Here is an 18,778-nt window from a genome sequence, read left to right on the forward strand (position 1 = left end):
GTTACTTTACCCCCACGCTTCAAACCCAATATTTCTACTACGCTTGGTGGTTGGCTACAAGGCTTCTTGGCAATTACCTTGACTGGACTTTCACCAGCTAGTATGGTCCAGCTTAGCTGGACGCACGGGGACAATGTCATCAACTTAAAAATACACAAACTGGAAAAAGTAATTTAATGAAAATTTCAAAAACATTGATTTTATTAATATACCTCTATAATTTAGTAAGGATACCTTTTAATAGGTATATCTTATAGATTATGAGGTGTTTTTTTATGAAACAAAAAAATTATTTTTCACAAGGAATAAAAATTACTAATAGACTTATTGATGATATACTATTCATGTGTGAAACAAGAAGGAAAGAAACATATTTCACAAGAATAGGGAGTAATATAATGACATTTAAAAGTATACTAATTTTTATTTTGAATTTTGTGAAAAGGAGTCTTCAATTAGAATTAGATGATTTTTTCAACGATATAAGTGGGACAAACTCTTATGTCACAAAACAAGCATTTTCAAAGGCTAGACAAAAGATATTGCCTACGGCATTTATAAAAATGAGCGCTGAAATAATCAAATGGTTTTACAAAGATACAGATTTCAAAAGCTATAGAGGATATAGGTTATTAAGTATTGATGGAACTGTATTAGAAATAAATAATACTGAAACCTTAAGAAATGAATTTGGTTATATTGAAAACCAAAGCATAAAAGTTGCTCGTGCTAGAGCTACAGGATTGTATGATGTTGAAAATGATATGATTATATCCTCAGTAATAAATCACTATAGAACAGGGGAAAGGGCGTCAGCCCAAGAACTTATAAATAAATTAGAAGATTTAGGATTTTGTAATGATTTAATTTTATTTGATAGAGGATATCCATCAAGAGATTTCATTTCCTTTATAGAAAGTAAAAATATAAAGTATTTAATGCGTGTATCAGGTGCTTTTTTAAAAGAAGTGGTTAATGCGAAAAATGAGGATCAGATAATAGAAGTAAAATATAAAAAGAAAATTATTAAAATGAGAGTGCTTAAATTCCAATTAGACTCAGGTATAACAGAAATTTTAATAACAAATATATTCGATAAAAGCTTTAGTGTAGTTGATTTTAAAAAACTATATTTTAAACGTTGGGGAATTGAAGTAAAATATAATGAATTAAAAAGTAGATTACAAATAGAAAACTTTAGTGGAGAAACTCCAATTGCAATCAAGCAAGATTTTTATGCAACTATGTATTTGTCAAATATGGTATCTCTAGCAAAACTGGATGCTAACGCAATTATTCAAGAAAATAATGATGATAAGAATTTAAAACATGAATACAAAGTAAACACTAATATTCTTATAGGGAAATTAAAAAATTCATTAGTTATTATGCTTCTAGAAAAAAGCCCTAGAAAACGTTCTAAAATTCTTAATAAAATAATGAAAGAAATATCAAGAAATATTATACCTATTCGGTCAGATAGACAATATGAACGAAGAATGACTGTACGGGCTAATAAAAATTCAATGAACACTAAAAGATCATTATAAATAAAGTATACAATTGCAATCAACAAATATTTTTAACTCAAAAATATCTGTAGGCTTATTAAGTGAACTCAAAAATATTAATAATTGCAAGATTAAATCGGCTCGCAAATCAAAATAAAATTATTAGAAGTTCAAAATAATTTAAGATAAATTATTTGAATTTGTAATTGTAAATAATTTGAATTATAAGTTGATGACATTGCGCACGGGGAATAAAAGAATGTTGCGTCGCAACATTCTTTTATATTGAAATAAATCTAATTTTTGGTTATTCCCCCTCAAGTCTACTAATGATAAACTGCTAATTCTCATCGATAATATATATAAAGTTTTATTTTCACAAAGGAGGACTTTTTAATATGAAATCGAATAGACTGGCAGCAATTTTTACAGCGTTATTTTTACTTGTCACAGCTTCAACTGCTAAAGCTGCTGTAATAAATTATACTGTTAAAAGCGGTGACTCATTATGGACAATCTCTCAGTATTATAAAACAACTATTTCCAGTATCTCAGCAATGAATAATTTGAATTCTTCAAGCTACATCTATCCTGCACAAGTATTGAAGCTGGAAGACAATAGAGTTTCAACTTCCACTTATACAGTAGTTTCTGGTGATAGCTTATGGAAAATATCCCTTAAATTCAATACAACTGTGGATGCAATTATGCAAGCAAATAATTTAACAAATACAACTATTTATATTGGACAAGCATTAACTATTCCATCTTCCAGTCCTACAACAACTTCACCAGCCCCAGCAGTTGAAACTACTAATTATAAAGTAACATCTGGTGATAATTTATGGTCAATAGCTCAAAAATTCAATACATCTATGGATGCCATACAAAAAAGTAATATGCTGGCTACAAATATACTAATGCCTGGTCAAGTTTTAACTGTTCCTGTTAACTCAACACAAATTGTAAAACCTGTAGGAATTATAATGCATAAAGCTAGAGTTACTAGCAATTATGGTGATATTTACACTTGGGAAAATGGAAGAAGATTATTTACCGTTGGTGCAACAGGTACTTTAAGAGATTTAAAAACAGGGATAAGCTTTAACGTAAAATATTATGGAGGTTCTAATCATGCTGATGTAGTTCCTCTAACTAAAGATGATACTGCTAAGATGAAACAGATATACCCTGCATGGTCATGGAGTGCTATGCGTCCTATGGTACTTAACTTTAACCAAGGAGGTACAAATCATCAAATAGCAGTAAGTGTAACTGGTATGCCTCATTCTACAACAGATATGTATGCTGCTAACGGAATTGATGGACATTTTGATATGTACTTCTATAATAGTACAAGCCATGTTTCTAACGAAATATCTCCTACTCACCAAAAGAATATTCTAATAGCAAACGGACAATAGAAAAGTGCTTCGCACTTTTCTTAAATATAGAATATAATCTCTTTCCCTCACATAATTATTAATGTTATCAATTCTGTGAGGGAAACTATTTATGAAGAAAGATAAATTCCTAAAAAATTCTATATTACTTACAATTTCCAATTCAACTACAGGAGTATTAAAATTTGTCTTTTCCATAATCCTGTCCAGGGAATTAGGTGCTGAAGGTATGGGACTTTATGCTTTGATTATGCCAATATACGATTTATTCTCCTGTCTGGTATGTGGAGGTATGCTGACGGCACTTTCCAAAGAATCCTCTTCATATCAAAGCAAAGGGGATTACACCAGTTTGCATAAATCAATACATGTTACTTTGATGTTTGATTTAATTTGGACTTTATTTATTGTAATCTTTGTTTTTTTTAATTCAAAATACATAAGTACAAATATAATAAAGGACAGCAGAAGCTTATACAGTCTCATATTCATATGTCCTGCTTTAGTTTTTGTTGCTTTATCTTCCATAATAAAAGGATATTTTTATGGAACTTCAAATGTAAATATACCAGCAATAATCGATATACTTGAAAAAGGTGTAAGAATATTTGTAACTATTTATGCAATAAGACTTCTTGCTTTTAAAGAAGTTGAAAGTACCGTATCAGTAGTATATGTAGCTCTAGCAGCAGGCGAATTTATAAGCTTTATACTTTTATATATTTTCTATAAGATAAATAAACATAAAGATTTTTCTTATAGAAATATACCTTTTTTTCCAGATGGCAGTGCTCAATTGTTATTTAATGTTTTAGTTATGGCTGTGCCTCTATGTGTAAATGGTTTTTTATCGACAGCCCTTTCTACTGTTTCAACCTTAATATTACCTAGAAGACTTTTGCTTGCTGGTTTTACCCACAGTACAGCTCTTGAAATGATAGGTAAATTTTCTGGAATGGCTTTGAGTATAATATTTTTTCCACTTGTTGTTGTAATGTCCATGTCAATAGTTCTGATTCCTGATATTGCAGAAAGTATGGAGAAAAAAGACTATTATAATGTTGAAGAAAGAATATACCAAGTTTTAAGAATTTCTTTTTTACTTGGCATTTCTACTTTAATCATTTGTTTTAGTATTCCCAATTCTCTTGGAAAGCTGTTTTTTGCAAGAGATGACCTGACAATTTATATTAAGTTTGCAGCTCTTTCTGCACCATTTTCTTATATTTCTGCTACAACCTTCAGTATATTAAATGGTCTTGGAAAGCAGGGTATTCTTCTTAGAAACTCAATAATCGTATCAGTAGAAGAAGTCATACTATTATTTGTACTAACATCTATACCTAGCATAAACATTTTAGGATACGGACTAAGCTTAATGATAACCTCTTTAACCAGTTTAGTTATGAATTTATATGAAATAAAAAAGAAATGTTATATAGCACTCTCTTTTGAAAATTTCTTTGTGGATATGCTCATAAGTTTATTAATCTATTTCTTATTAAATATTATAAACAGTATAATTCCAAACACATATTTCAAAAGTAAAACCATATTTATAATCTTCTTTGGATTTTTAGCATTCTTCTTTTTATCTTCTTTCATTAATAAAAAAATTAAAAAAGAAAGTGTTTACTAAATTCACTTTCTTTTTATTATTACTGTATTTTTTTTGAGATTACACCAGGTATAAACCTTTTTATTCTAGCTGGCAAAACTCCCATATCTTTTTGAGTAATGCCACCACTTAATACTAATCCGTACATATATGCAAATACACCTATTCCTATTGCTGCTATACAGGAAATAGCATTATTCAAATATCCTTTAGTAAAATTATTTAGTAAAGTACTAAGTCCTAAGTATGAACCATAGGCCATTATCCCCATTACACCAGAGGCCATTAAAGGCTTTGCAGCATGATAAAATATACTTAATTTAATCTTTAACGCTTTTCTGATAAAAATGTAGTTTAATACTAGCGGAATTGCAAAACATATCATATTTCCAAATACAGCCCCAACAATATTTAGCTGAGGTATACCAACCAAGAAATAATTTGCTACAATTTTTCCTATAACCCCTAATATCATAAAAAATGTAGATAAATATAATTTATTTATACTTTGTAATATTGTCATTTGAATTTGAACTACAGCAGTTAACACCAATACTATTGAACCTAAAAGCATCAGCTTCCATCCTTCTTCAAAGTCTGGAAAAATCAATTTAAAAATTGGATGACTTAAAACTGAAAGTCCAACTGCAGATGGTATTGCTACTAATAAACATAATCTGAAAGTATAATTAATTTTATTCTCCAAGCTCTTTCTATCCTTTACTGCAAAAGCTCCTGACAAAGATGGAAGGACAGACGCTGATAGTGCAGAAATCAAAGCTATTGGTACTCCTAAAAGCGCTCTATACTTTGTATATACTCCCCACTTAATATCAGTTAGCTTTTGAGTATATCCTGATGCATGAATAAGTCTACTTTTAACTATGGCTAAGTCTGCAAGTTCTCCAGCATTTTGAAGACCAACACAAATTATTATAGGAAGACCATAATAAATTATCTTTTTTAATATTTGTTTGTTAGAATATCTACTATGTTTTTCATGTTTATACCCCTTAGATACAACAATTCTTTTATTTTTTTTATAAGCTATTATTAAATAAATAACAGCACCTAAAGAACCTATGGCAGTACCAATAGTACCCCCTGCACAAGCAGCTTCTATTCCATATTTTAAAAGTACAGCTGCAAAAACTAAAGTAAAAATAGTATTTAGAACCTGTTCTATAACCTGCGACACTGCTGTTGGAGTCATATTCCCTCTTCCTTGAAAATATCCCCTATATGTAGAAACAATAGATGTTAAAAAAATTGTTGGTGCTAAAGCCATAATTGCAAGAGTTGAACTTTCACTGCTAGTTGCTAATGCAAGCGGCTTTGCAAGTACAAACATTAATACAGCCATAACTGTACCTACCGACATCATCAACATCCTGGCAATTTTAAAGCTTTTTACTGCATCTTCATACCTCTCTAATGCCATAAATTCGGACACAGATTTAGATATTGCAACAGGTATTCCTGAATTAGTAAGAACATATACAAAAGCGTAAATTCTATAAGCAGAGGAATATATCCCCCATCCTTCTTCACCTATAATTCTCCCCAAAAAAGGTATATATAGTAAAGATAATACTTTTACAATCATACCTGCCGCAGACAAAATAGCAAAACCTTTAGTGGTTGACTGTTTTTTCATAATTATAAAACTCCCCCATAAAACAGTTGAGAGTTGAAAGTTGATAGTGGGTAATTATTCACTGCTATCATCGTTGCTTCATTTTTCAACTCTCAACTTTCACTTTTCAACTCTCAATTAAAATTTAAGTACATCTTTCTTAATTTTCTTAAATATAGGCGGTAGTGTTTCTGTAATTGTTTTATTTTCCATGTAAGCTAGTTCTTGCGGACAGTTTTTAAAAACTAACTTATACGCATATAAAAACTGATAATTCAATCCATACTTATTGTTAAAAAAGCTATTTAACTTCTTGTTTCCATACTTGTCATCACCGATTATATAATTTCCCAAATGAGCAAGATGTGTTCTCAATTGATGACTTCTCCCTGTAATTAAGTCAAGCTCTAGAAAAGAATAACTTCCTACTGAATCTATAATACTAACTTCCATAGCAATTCTTTTTGTATTAGGCTTTTCAACATCAAAAACTTTAGACAGGTTGTTATCTTGATCTTTAGAAATATATGCCTCATAATGTCCTTCTTTGATCTTTCCTTTAACCAAAGCATTATAGTATTTCTTTATCTTTCTCTCTCTTATCATCTCATTCAAAAGTTTTAAGCTTTGATAATTTTTCCCAAATATAACTAATCCAGAAGTGTTTCTGTCCAATCTGTTACACGGGGCTGGGGTAAAAGTAATTTCATTTTCCGGTATGTATTCTTCTTTTTGATGTAAATAAGAAAGCACATAATCAGTTAAGGTCGGTTCTCCATTTTTTTTATCTGAATGTACTAATACCCCTGGCCATTTTTCTACAATAACCATATTCTCATCTTCATAGGTAATCTTCATGGCGCTGTAATCTACATCTTGAAACTTTTCTTCCTTTACTTTAGGTTTTGCATCAGAAGTCATATATTTTGCTTCCACAATATCTCCTTCTTGCAAGAAATAATTTTGTTTTATCTTTTTTCCATTAACCCTTAAATCGCCTTTTCTAATACCTTTGAATATAGCTCCTAAAGGCACATCATTTAACCATTTTCTAACAAATTTATCTATTCTTTGTCCTGCTTCATTTATTCCAATTTCTATTCTCATTTTATACCTCCATAATATTGCATCAGATTACGTAAAATACCAACATTTTTCGACGCAACATTAAAAATTATATACCAACAGCGTTCAATTGACAATGGACAATTAAACTCTGGGGATTATATTCTTACTCAAAGTCTTCTTATTCCATCTAAAAATGAAGATTTATCATAAAGTCAAACTTAATTATTAACATTATTTAAAAAGTTTATTACTGTTTCACAATTTATCGCTACTCCAACAGAGATGCATTCTTCATCCACGTCAAAGAAACTGCTGTGCAGTGGATATGTTGTATCTTTTTCTTTGTTACCAGTTCCTAAATAATAAAAAACAGAAGGTCTTTCCAATGAAAAATATGCAAAACTTTCAACACCCATAGTTGGTTTTTGAAGCATAACTATCTCTTCATCTTTTATAACATTTTTTGCAGCATTCTTTAAAACATCCACCATATTATCATCATTATAAAGACATGGATAGCTTTCTTGAATATTTACTTCACAGCTTCCTCTCATAGACTCTGCTACACCTTTTGTCACTTCTACAAGTCTTTTTTTCACATATTCTCTGTCTTCCAATGTCATAGTTCTAATTATGCCTAAAATCTCAACTTCATCTGGTATTATATTTTGAGTTGTGCCTCCATGTATTGAGCCTATAGTTATAACTGCCGGATTTGTTGGTTGAATTTCCCTGCTAACTATAGATTGTACTGCAGTAATAACATTTGCACTTATTGTTATAGGATCAACAGTGCTGTGAGGATAAGCACCATGTCCTCCCTTTCCTTTTATCTTTATATTAAATGGATTAGAAGCTGCATTAACTACATCTCTTTTTATTCCTATCTTTCCCACTTCCAAGTTTGGTTCTACATGCAGTCCTATTACCGCATCAACTTTAGGAGTATCAAGGACCCCTTCTTTTATCATGTGTGCTGCACCACCAGTAGTTTCTTCTGCAGGTTCAAAAATTAATTTAACATTTCCATTTAATTGTTCTTTTATATTATTTAAAACTTTCGCAGCCCCTAAAAGAATTGTTGTATGTACATCATGTCCACAAGCATGCATTCTACCTTCAACTTTAGAAGAGTAATCACATTTTCTTTTCTCAGCCATAGGAAGCGCATCCATATCTGCTCTTATGCCTATTGTTTTTTCTCCTTTTCCTCTTATGATGCCGCATATACCACTTTTGGAAGTTTGAAAATATTCTATGCCCTCTCTGTCTAAAAATTCCTTTATTTTTTCTATAGTTCTCTCTAAATCAAAATCTACTTCCGGATACATGTGAAAATCTCTTCTTATTGTTATTAATTCATCCTGTATATCTTTAGCCATTTTTAAAAAATTCATTTATCTGCCCCCATTTTATTATTATTTATCCCAAAATATTTTAATTACATCTCCATTTTTCAGTTTATCATAATACCCTGCTTTTTTATCATTTAATGTAAGAACTAAATTACCTTTTAGCACTGACAAATCAAAATCAACCTTTGTAAATATATCTACAAACACATATTCCTCTTTTCCCTGTAAAACCACTGGTTTGTCATTTACAATAACTTCAATCTGATTAACATCTTCCTTATTTATTTCATTTTCTATTATATTATTATCTCCATCTTCCATTGAAGTATCTATATTGACTTCTTCTTTCTCATTATTTATAGTCTTATCCTCTTCTTTACCTATGTATTCAGCTTTTTCTTTATATATTCTGTCTCCTTCTTTAATTACATAGTCCTTAAATATTTCTTTATCTCTTAAATAATATTTATATCCCATATTATCTTCATTAAAATACTTTATATATTCCCCTAAAGTAGAAGGAAAAATAATTTCAACCTCATCGCCTTCTTTTATGTACTCTTCCATTTCCACTATTTTATTATTTATAATACCTACTGGATCTAAATTCTGAATTATATCATTCAAATAAAAGCTTATGGAATTTATTTTCTTTACATATTCAATTAATTTAGGAACAGCATCTTTACCATCCTTGGCAAAAACAACTTCAATCTTATCTCCCTCTTTTATTTCCGTATCAATATTTGCCACCTTGTCATTTAGCTTTATAATTGCACTTTCAGCTAAAGAACCAAATGCTACTCTTTTTATTCCATTTAATACAAATCTGATATTCTTACCGTTCTTGCCTATAAGAACCTTATGATTGATTCCTGTCTGTATCATAACATCCATAATTGTATGCTTATGAGAATTAAAAAGACTAACTACTTCATTATTTAAAATAACATCAATAAAATCATTTCCTGCCTGTCTTATTCTTACAAGAGCAATACCTAAAACTGTTACTCCTATACTTCCTAACCCATTATCAGGACTTGTACAATCAATTACAGCATCTCTACCTTTTATACCTACTCTTTGAGGAGATAAATTTAATTTTTCTGCCAAGTATTCTTTTAAATTAGGAGTATGAGCTCCACCGCCTACTAAAAACACTGCATTAGGAGACTTTCCACCATTTAATTCTATAATTCTGTTAGCTACTTCTTCACATATTTTTTGAATAACAGGATTTATTGTTTTAATAATTTCTTCTGAAGAAACTTCATTTTCAAGTCCTAAAACGTCCATATACTTTACAGTTTCTTGAATTGTACACTGCTTTTTCATCACTTCAGCAGTATTAAAATCAACTAAGTAATTTTGAACTATGCACTCTGTAACCTCGTCTCCAGCCATAGGTACCATACCGTATGCACTGATAGTCTCCTTACTGCTTATAGCTATATCTGAAGTACCTGCTCCTATATCTACTAATGCCAAATTTAAAAGCCTTAACTTTTTAGGTACAGCAGCTTCCATAGCAGCAATTGGTTCCAAAGTCAAGGTACTTACAGTTAAATTAACTTTATTCATTACAGAATAAAGGCTGTCTACAACTGACCTTGGAAGAAAAGTTACAATGATATCTGCTGAAATATTCTCACCTTTTTGAGAAAGCAGATTAGATATTATATATCCATTCAAATAATAGTTTTTAACACTGTAACCCACACAATACAATTTTCCTTGAGTTTGCTTATTAATTTCCTCTTCTGCTTTCTTTACTGCCGTAAGCTCTAAACTTCTAATAATCTCTTTATCTATCTCTTTATCTTCTTCTACATCTATTTCAGCATTTACCTCTATAGTTCTTAAAAACCTACCTGCAGCTGCAATAGCAACTTCTTCTAAAGTTAAATTCAAATCTTTTTCCAGTTCCTTCTTAACTTTATTTACTGTATTAGCCACCAGAGTAATATCATGAATTTGTCCATCTACCATTGCTCTTTCATCATGTTCAAGATATTTTTCACTAATAACTTGAAATTTTTTATCCTTTATAATTCCAACAGTTCCAATAATAGAACGCGTACCTATATCTAAAGCAAAAATAATATCTTTAGGGTTTATGTTTAATAAATTCATTTTTTTCTCCCTCTTCAACACATAATATAAAGGCTCATATTCTAAGAATATGAGCCTATTAAAATTATATAATATTGTTTTACTTTATTCAATAAACTATGGAACAACTTATATTATTGTTCAACTAATTTTAGTACACCTGAGTTTTCACTTATATAAGGAAGATTTTTAATAACTTTATATACATACTTAAGTCCATCCTGTTTATTTGCTTCTTCTCTTGAAAACTCATTATAGCATAGCATCCTGCACCAAAAATCTACAAAATCGTCTTTTGTCACAAATTTAGTATTTCCTTCTTCTCTAATAACAAATCCTGTTTTATATTTTTCTATTATATCTATATCTTTAACTTCATCTTTAGAAATCATAATAATTGCATCTTCCCACATCTTTTTAAACGGAATCACTTTACCCACTCCTTATTTTAATTTCTTACACTATTTTTTCTTTAAAGTAACATTTTATTAACACTATTATAATAATAATTTAACATATATAAATCAAATGTGTCAACATTTATATGTTGTTTTCTTGAAAAATAGTATATCACATATTTATTTGTGCTTCACAATATACTTTATTAATATTTTTTATTAATATTTTCTTATTAATCCATTACTATAAATTATCATAACATCAAAAGTCCTAATAAATTTATCCTCAAACTCTATTTGGATTTTCTTTTCATCAATATATTTAATCTCACCCTTTCCAAAAGTTTTATGTACTATTATTTCTCCAGTATTATAGGTATTTTGAAATAACGAAGTTAATTTACATTCTTCAATAAACCTAGATACTTTTTTATTTTTGCCTCTTATTTCATTAGATATACATAGCCACAAATTTTCTATAGTTCTTGTAATACCTACATAAAATAGTCTTCTCTCTTCTTCTATGTTCTTATCCATATTGTTCAGGTGTGGAATATTTTCTTCATTACAATTGATAATAAATATATTTTTAAATTCCATACCTTTAACTCCATGTATTGTACTCAATATAACACTATTCTTATTATCATCTTTTTTATTATTTATTATTTCCTCTTCAACCTGATCTACATGTGCTAAAAAAGTAATTATTGTTTTATATTCTTCTGCTGCCGCTTTAAATTCTTCAACAATTTCTTCAATTTCTCCTATATCTATCTTAAATTTAGAACAATATTCTTTCAAATGATCATAGTATCCCAAATGAGTTAGAATAGTATTTATTGCTCCACTTAGAGACATTCTATTTAAACTTTGTATATCTCTTTTTAATTCATCTATACTCTTAAGCTGAAATATAGGGATATCATCTACATTCTTTAATTTTTCAAAACAATCTTCACTAGTATTATTTTTTTTCACCTTTTCAATGTTTATCTTGCTTATATATCTAAAAGGCTTATTTATTATTCTGATGAAGCTCGCCATATCTCTATTGTCTATACTTAATTTAAGATATGCTAGGATATCCTTACATATAAAATGCTGAAAAAAATTGTATTCCTTATCTAATAATTTAAATGGAATTTTTTTTCTGATAAAAGCATCAATAATACTCCTGCTTTCAACATTAGTCCTATATAAAATAGCATTTTCATTGTAGTCACATTGATTTACTTCCTTTAATTTTAGTATATTCAAAGATATATCTTCTGCTTGCATATTTTCATTATTATAATTCATAATATTTACTTTAGATGAATATTGTTTCTGTGCATACATATTTTTTTCATTTCTCATTTTATTATTCTTTATGAGATTATTAGATATTTCTACTATGCTTTGTGCACACCTATAGTTCTTTCCAAGAAAAAGCTTTTTCCCTTCTTTAAAATGCAGTTGAAAATTAACCATGCACTCAGGTTTTGCTCCTCTAAAGCTATAAATACATTGATCCTCATCACCTACTACAAAAATGGAAGTATCCTCATTTAAAAGCTTTAGTATATCTATTTGTATTTCATCACAATCTTGAAATTCATCTACCAGTACATATTTGAATAAATTTCTATATCCCATTAAAATTCTGTTATCCTGCATAAATAATTGTTTGCATCTAATCTGTAAATCATCAAAATCCAGAAGATTATTTTCACTTTTATAATTTTCATAGGTTCTATAGCATTCTATAAAAATATCTTTATCAATATTAGGATTGAATTCTTCCATACTTATATTATTAGTTTTATAAAAAGAAATAGAATTAATAGTCTCTTTTACTTTTTCATCACTAATTTGCTCCAAGTAGGTAGCTAGTACACCTTTTATCAATCTATAAGTTTTGCTGCTATCAATTATATTTATATTTCCATAAGTTCTATTTAAAATCTTATAAAATAATCCGTGAAAAGTTCCAAAAAAAGGACTGTCTTCACGTTTACTCATTTTTTTGTATCTTTCTTTCATATTTAATGCAGCTGCCCTTGTAAAAGTTATTACAATTATATTTTTAGGATTTACAGCTCTATATCCTAAAAGATAATTTATTCTTGAATTATTGTTAACTTTTTTGTATATATATTCTCTCATAATTTCCATATCTTGTAAAGATAAATCTTTAGGAATTTCCTTAGTTTTATATACATTTCCAAAAGTCACTAAATAATCTATTTTTCTAATAAGTGTACTTGTTTTACCTGCCCCCGGACACGCTATTAAGGCTAGATTTCTATCATTGTTTATAACTGCTTCTCTCTGTTCTTCATTTAATTCCTTATATCTCTCTTCAATTATCCTATCTCTAATCTCACAAAATTCCTTTGCAATATCTGAATTCATAATATACTCACCTACTTAATCACATTTATAATTTTATGCTTGCTAACTTAAATTATATACCATTTTTTTGATTATAATCACATTAGAATAAAATTGTGTAACAATTTTATTCTAGTAACCAGTGACCAGCAGCCAGTAACCAGTAGTTTAAGTTTTGCTAAGGCAAAACTTAAACTTAAGTAAAAGAAAGAACAAGAACATAGGAATTTTCTATATTCTTGTTCTTTTTTATGTTTATTTTTACTGAATTTAAATTCTTTAATTTTCTTTTCTTTTTTCTTTCTGGCTACTGGTTACTGGTCTCTGGTTACTAAAGAATGTTGTGCAGCAACATTCTCAAAAGGTGTTGTAATAATTTTAATAAGGTATTAAAATATATGTATTAAATGTATACACACTTTAAAAGTTAGAGGAGAAAAACATGACTAATAGTAATTTTTTGAATATTAAAAACGGTAGAAATCTTACGATGTTAGTTGATTTTTATGAGCTAACTATGGGAAATGGTTATTTAGATAATAATGTAGGCGATAAAATAGCATATTTTGATATGTTCTTTAGAAGAGTTCCTGACGGTGGAGGATACTGTATCATGGCTGGTGTTCAGCAGCTTATGGAATATCTGTCAAACTTGCAATTTACAGAAGAAGACATAGAATACTTAAGAAGCAAACATTACTTTTCAGAAAAATTTCTAGATTATTTAAAGAACTTCAAATTTGAATGTGATGTTTGGGCAATACCAGAAGGAAATCCAATTTTTCCTGGAGAACCTTTAGTTACTGTTAAAGGACCTATTCTTCAAGCTCAATTTGTAGAAACAATGCTCCTTTTAACAGTTAATCATCAAACTTTAATTGCAACAAAAGCCAACAGGATTTGTAGAGCTGCAGAAGGAAGACCTGTAATGGAATTTGGGTCAAGACGTGCACAGGGATATGATGGTGCTATCTATGGTGCTCGTTCGGCAATAATAGGAGGCTGTGTTGCAACCGCTTGTACAATAGCAGAGCAAATGTTTGAAGTTCCTGCTTCCGGAACAATGGCTCATAGTTGGATTCAACTTTTTGCAACTGAATATGAAGCTTTTAAGGCATGGGCTAAATCTTATCCTGATAATTGTTATTTCCTAATAGACACATATAATGTATTAAAATCAGGATTACCAAATGCTATAAAAGTTTTTGATGAAGTTTTAAAACCTATGGGCTACAGGCCTAAGGGAATAAGAATAGACAGTGGTGATATAACATATTTGAGTAAAAAGTGCAGAAAAATATTAGATGAGGCTGGCTATTCAGATGTTAAAATTGTTATATCTAACTCTTTAGATGAGCATATAATCACTGACGTACTTAGTCAAGGAGCTAAAATTGACAGCTTTGGAGTAGGTGAAAGATTAATAACGGCGCGTTCTGAACCTGTTTTTGGAGGAGTTTATAAGCTTGTTGCTGTAGAAGAAAATGGAGAAATTATTCCTAAAATTAAAATCAGTGAAAACGAAGAGAAAATAACGAATCCAGGATTCAAGAAGATATATAGATTATTTGATAAATGTACAGATAAAGCTATCGCTGACTTAATATGTATTCATAATGAAAAAATAGATGATACTAAACCTCTTGAAATATTTGCTCCTGTACACACTTGGAAAAAGAAAAAATTAACTAATTATTATGCTAAAGATTTAATGGTAAAAATATTTGATAAGGGTATACCTTGCTATAAAAATCCTCCAGTAAAAGATATTCAAAAATTTGCCCAAGAAGAAACTGAAAAACTTTGGGAAGAAGTTTTAAGATTTGAAAATCCTCATACTTATTATGTTGATCTTTCAGATAATCTTTGGAATCTAAAACAAAGTTTACTTAATAAATATTCTGATTTATACGAATAAAGTGAATAACATATAAAAGCAGAGTGACTAAAATCACTCTGCTTTTATATGTTATTCGCAATATTATAGTTAAAAAACTTAGTATAATTATTTTGTTGATATATATCCTCTAAAATGCCAACATTTCTATCTTCTAAACTATCATATTTATAGAAGAGCTTTTTACTTAACATCTTATCTGTTGAAAGAGTTTTAAATGGACAGCATCCCTCTGTATCTTGGCATTCATGAAATGGACATTCTTCAAAGCAGCTTACTTTTTTATCAATGGTTGATAAAAATGGACATCTAGACATTATAATTCCTCCCCCTGCATATACTCATGTAAATATATTATAAACCATTTTTTGTAAAAAATGAATATGTTTTCATAAACTTTCTCTTTTTTTTGATAAAATTTTTAACTTGTTAAATTTCACTAGATACTTCTCTATATACTAGGGCATACTAAAAGCAAAGAGGCATGAACAAAAATATTAATAAGAGGTGTTGTTATGGAAATAACTAGTTTTTCATTGTCCTATCTTTTTTTAGGTATTTTTTTCATATCCTTAATTTTCTTTATATATTTTAAAGTTTTAGTAGTTAAAACAGAACCAGATAACAAATCTAAGAAAAAAATTGTTGGAACTATGAAAAATCTAGATATGTGGAGAGATAAAAATAATAAGATGTCTTATGTATCAGCGTTTTGGACTGTATTATCTCTTATACTGTTTATTTATTTTAAATTCTTTTATAAAGCTAGTTTAGTTAATATAATTTACTTTTTTGTATATATAGCAGTAATAGTTCTTTCTGTAGTGCTTTTTGGAGTTAAAAACAATAATAAAATAAAAGTATGAAGACTATGCTTAATGAACTGCCACCTGTCAAGTAGACAGGTGGCAGTTCATTTAAAACATAGTCTTTATACTTTTTTTCTACTTTCTTCGTACTTGTAAATCTCTCTGCCTAAGTTGGCTAAAAAAGGCATACCAACTTTATAATATTCATATTTTCCATCATTAAAGACTTCATTCTCATTTGAATAAATTACGCTGGTAAGTAAAAACTCAATTCCCTTATCTTGATCAACAATGTATGCATTATCTATAAGATATCCATAGGCACATCCTATCTTATTGTATATTTTTATATTTTTAGAAATAGGTTTATTTGTGTCCCCAAACATAAAATACTTTACATGACTGTCTTTAAAATTGTACTTAGGATTGTTACATTCCCTGGGAAGCATACACATATACTTCCTTAGAAATTCATAATCGTCCTTATTTAAATTAAAACGTTTTTCTTCAGACACTGCTTCGGGAAGCATAACCGCTTTTAGTATTTCCTGAAGACATTCAATTGAAAAATAATTTGATTTTGAAAAATCCTTTGGCTCATTTATATATCTTCCTTCATTTATATATGCTTTACCCTTTTTAATATTCCTTATATTATTTATATAAACTTTCTTATTATATAACATTGGTTGACTGTATAGTACCTTATCTCCATTATAGAATGTAATGGGATTGGTATATCTATTTTCTTGATAACTCATTGGATTTCCAAGTCGTTGAAGTATCAATATATCCTTATATCCCTTTTTCCAAAGGGTTTCATTATAATATTCCTGCCCTAAAAACTCATATAATCTATCAAAACCATCATTATCACTTACCACAAGAACCTTTTTTATGTAATTACCTATAGTTGGAACTTTACTTTCTGAACTGTAATCCTTGTATGCTGATTTTTGAGATGGACGTCCCTTTTCTATTTTTAAAGGAGCATCTTTATTTATTCCTAAATTGTTAAGCTTCTCCAAGGATAAAGCACATGCCGAAAGCTTTACAGAACTTGCTGGATAAAAATATTTATCTTTATCTACTCTATACTTAAAAGATTTTAAGCTAGGAATGTTACTTTCCTCTCTATCTATTTGTGTATATAAAATTTGCACCTGATATTTATCTGGATTTTCTAGTACTTTTGCAAATGCTTGTGGATTCCTTTTTAAAATTTCTTCAATTAAATTATCATTCTGTTCCTGAACTTGAACAGCTTTAACCTTCATTTTAAAGGCAACTAAACTTAACATTTCTGCAATCATACATATAATCAAACCTTTTGTAATTAACTTTAAGACTTTTTTATTCATTTAAATACTCTCCTTGCTTTAACTGATATCCCCAAAGATAATGTACCCTTAATATGATTTTTTATTACAAATCTGTAAAAAATGAGACTGTTTCCTATCATCTTCTCTAAGAAAAAAAAGAAAAGATAAGGTGGAAAATATTGAAAAAGCAAAGAAACATATAGGTTAAGATTTTGTGTATTATAGAATTCTGTTATATTAAAACCTTATATTACAGATAATATAATTGAATCAGCACAATTAAGAAATGAGGGATTAATTATATGAAAGTCAGACTTGGTTATGTTGCAATTTCATTAAAGCTTCCTAAAGTAACATCATCTAGCAGCGTAACTTTTAAAACATATTCAAAATTATCTTTTAAAGAGGAACAACTAAATAAATTAAAAAAGGTAACTCTGTCAAACTTAAATGATTTATATAAAATATTACAATACAACATAAAAAATCAAATACATTTTTATAGGATAACCTCTGCATTGATTCCATTAGCAAATCATCCTGAAGTTGAAGACTGGGATTACAGAAAAATATTTAATAAAGATTTTCAAGCTCTTGGTAAATTAATTAAGGAAAATAATCTTAGAGTAGACACTCATCCTGATCAATTTAATGTTATAAACAGTGTTAATGAAAATGTTGTGGAAAATACAAAACAAAATTTATGGTTTCATGTACATCTATTTCAAGATATGAATTATGAACTGGGTAAAATGGTAATTCATATAGGTAGTGGTCAAGGTGGAAAAGAAAAAGCTATGAATAGATTCATAAATAATTTCAACAAATTTCCCAAAGAAATAACTGAAAAGCTGATACTTGAAAATGATGATAAAACCTTCACAGCAAATGATGTGTTAACCATTTGTAAAACACTTAACATACCTATGGTTTTAGACGCCCATCATCATATATGCAACAATGATAATGAACCCCTTTCTCATATACTTGAAAATATCTTAAATACATGGGATAAAGACATACTTCCACCTAAAGTTCATTTTTCCAGCCCTAAGAATGGTGAAAAAGACAGAAAACATGCAGATTACATTAATGCTGAAGACTTTATAAAATTTATTGATGAATGCAAAGTATTTAATAAAGATTTAGATGTAATGATTGAAGCAAAACAGAAAGACTTAGCTCTTTATAAACTAGTTGAGGATATTAAAGAGTTAAAAAAAGATTGGAAATGGATTGATAAAACCACATTTGAAACATAACAGAATAAAAG

14 protein-coding genes are annotated in these 18,778 nt (G+C 28.9%); 6 read left to right on the forward strand and 8 right to left on the reverse strand.

Annotation, left to right across the window (positions count from 1 at the left end):
* Positions 1–275 precede the first annotated feature (275 nt).
* The 3 genes from OIO11_RS07230 (at position 276) to spoVB (ending at position 4,553) form a co-directional block, all read left to right on the forward strand.
* Positions 276–1,550, forward strand: coding sequence for an IS4 family transposase (locus OIO11_RS07230; protein ID WP_268070769.1), 1,275 nt, complete (start codon positions 276–278; stop codon positions 1,548–1,550).
* 359 nt (positions 1,551–1,909) lie between these two features.
* Positions 1,910–2,935, forward strand: a complete 1,026-nt coding sequence (locus OIO11_RS07235) for a LysM peptidoglycan-binding domain-containing protein (RefSeq protein ID WP_268070770.1) — start codon at positions 1,910–1,912, stop codon at positions 2,933–2,935.
* Between the two features lie 91 nt (positions 2,936–3,026).
* Positions 3,027–4,553: a stage V sporulation protein B gene (spoVB, locus tag OIO11_RS07240; RefSeq protein WP_268070771.1), complete on the forward strand. Its 1,527-nt coding sequence runs from the start codon at positions 3,027–3,029 to the stop codon at positions 4,551–4,553.
* Positions 4,554–4,572: 19 nt separating this feature from the next.
* Here spoVB and OIO11_RS07245 read toward each other — a convergent pair whose 3' ends face one another.
* The 6 genes from OIO11_RS07245 to OIO11_RS07270 all read right to left on the reverse strand — a co-directional run bounded on the left by OIO11_RS07245 (position 4,573) and on the right by OIO11_RS07270 (position 13,498).
* A complete protein-coding gene (locus OIO11_RS07245; RefSeq protein ID WP_268070772.1) occupies positions 4,573–6,189 on the reverse strand; it encodes a putative polysaccharide biosynthesis protein in 1,617 nt (538 codons plus the stop codon).
* 117 nt (positions 6,190–6,306) lie between these two features.
* The gene (locus OIO11_RS07250) at positions 6,307–7,275 is read right to left on the reverse strand and encodes an RluA family pseudouridine synthase (protein ID WP_268070773.1); all 969 of its coding nucleotides are present in this window, start codon (positions 7,273–7,275) and stop codon (positions 6,307–6,309) included.
* 179 nt (positions 7,276–7,454) lie between these two features.
* Positions 7,455–8,633 carry a M20 metallopeptidase family protein gene (locus OIO11_RS07255; protein WP_268070774.1) on the reverse strand — a complete coding sequence of 393 codons (1,179 nt, stop codon included), beginning with the start codon at positions 8,631–8,633 and terminating at the stop codon, positions 7,455–7,457.
* A 21-nt stretch (positions 8,634–8,654) separates the two neighbouring features.
* The gene (locus tag OIO11_RS07260) at positions 8,655–10,724 is read right to left on the reverse strand and encodes a cell division protein FtsA (protein WP_268070775.1); all 2,070 of its coding nucleotides are present in this window, start codon (positions 10,722–10,724) and stop codon (positions 8,655–8,657) included.
* 113 nt (positions 10,725–10,837) lie between these two features.
* On the reverse strand, positions 10,838–11,134 hold the full coding sequence (locus OIO11_RS07265; RefSeq protein WP_268070776.1) for a hypothetical protein: 297 nt from the start codon (positions 11,132–11,134) through the stop codon (positions 10,838–10,840).
* Positions 11,135–11,320: 186 nt separating this feature from the next.
* Complete coding sequence (locus tag OIO11_RS07270; RefSeq protein ID WP_268070777.1) at positions 11,321–13,498, reverse strand: ATP-dependent helicase; 2,178 nt, start codon at positions 13,496–13,498, stop codon at positions 11,321–11,323.
* Positions 13,499–13,919: 421 nt separating this feature from the next.
* On the opposite strand from OIO11_RS07270, the gene OIO11_RS07275 reads away from it, so the two are divergent.
* Positions 13,920–15,395, forward strand: a complete 1,476-nt coding sequence (locus OIO11_RS07275; protein WP_268070778.1) for a nicotinate phosphoribosyltransferase — start codon at positions 13,920–13,922, stop codon at positions 15,393–15,395.
* A gap of 44 nt (positions 15,396–15,439) precedes the next feature.
* Here the strand turns inward: OIO11_RS07275 and OIO11_RS07280 are convergent, their stop codons facing one another.
* Positions 15,440–15,691, reverse strand: a complete 252-nt coding sequence (locus OIO11_RS07280) for a hypothetical protein (RefSeq protein ID WP_268070779.1) — start codon at positions 15,689–15,691, stop codon at positions 15,440–15,442.
* Positions 15,692–15,889: 198 nt separating this feature from the next.
* On the opposite strand from OIO11_RS07280, the gene OIO11_RS07285 reads away from it, so the two are divergent.
* Positions 15,890–16,240 (forward strand): hypothetical protein, encoded by a 351-nt coding sequence (locus OIO11_RS07285; RefSeq protein WP_268070780.1) that lies wholly within the window; start codon positions 15,890–15,892, stop codon positions 16,238–16,240.
* Positions 16,241–16,305: 65 nt separating this feature from the next.
* Here OIO11_RS07285 and OIO11_RS07290 read toward each other — a convergent pair whose 3' ends face one another.
* Positions 16,306–17,544, reverse strand: coding sequence for a serine hydrolase (locus tag OIO11_RS07290; RefSeq protein WP_268070781.1), 1,239 nt, complete (start codon positions 17,542–17,544; stop codon positions 16,306–16,308).
* Between the two features lie 263 nt (positions 17,545–17,807).
* Between OIO11_RS07290 and uvsE the strand changes: the two genes are divergently transcribed.
* Positions 17,808–18,767 (forward strand): UV DNA damage repair endonuclease UvsE, encoded by a 960-nt coding sequence (uvsE, locus tag OIO11_RS07295; protein WP_268070782.1) that lies wholly within the window; start codon positions 17,808–17,810, stop codon positions 18,765–18,767.
* Positions 18,768–18,778: the final 11 nt, after the last annotated feature.

The organism is Clostridium sp. ZS2-4 (assembly GCF_026719745.1).
Taxonomy (GTDB): domain Bacteria; phylum Bacillota; class Clostridia; order Clostridiales; family Clostridiaceae; genus Clostridium_H.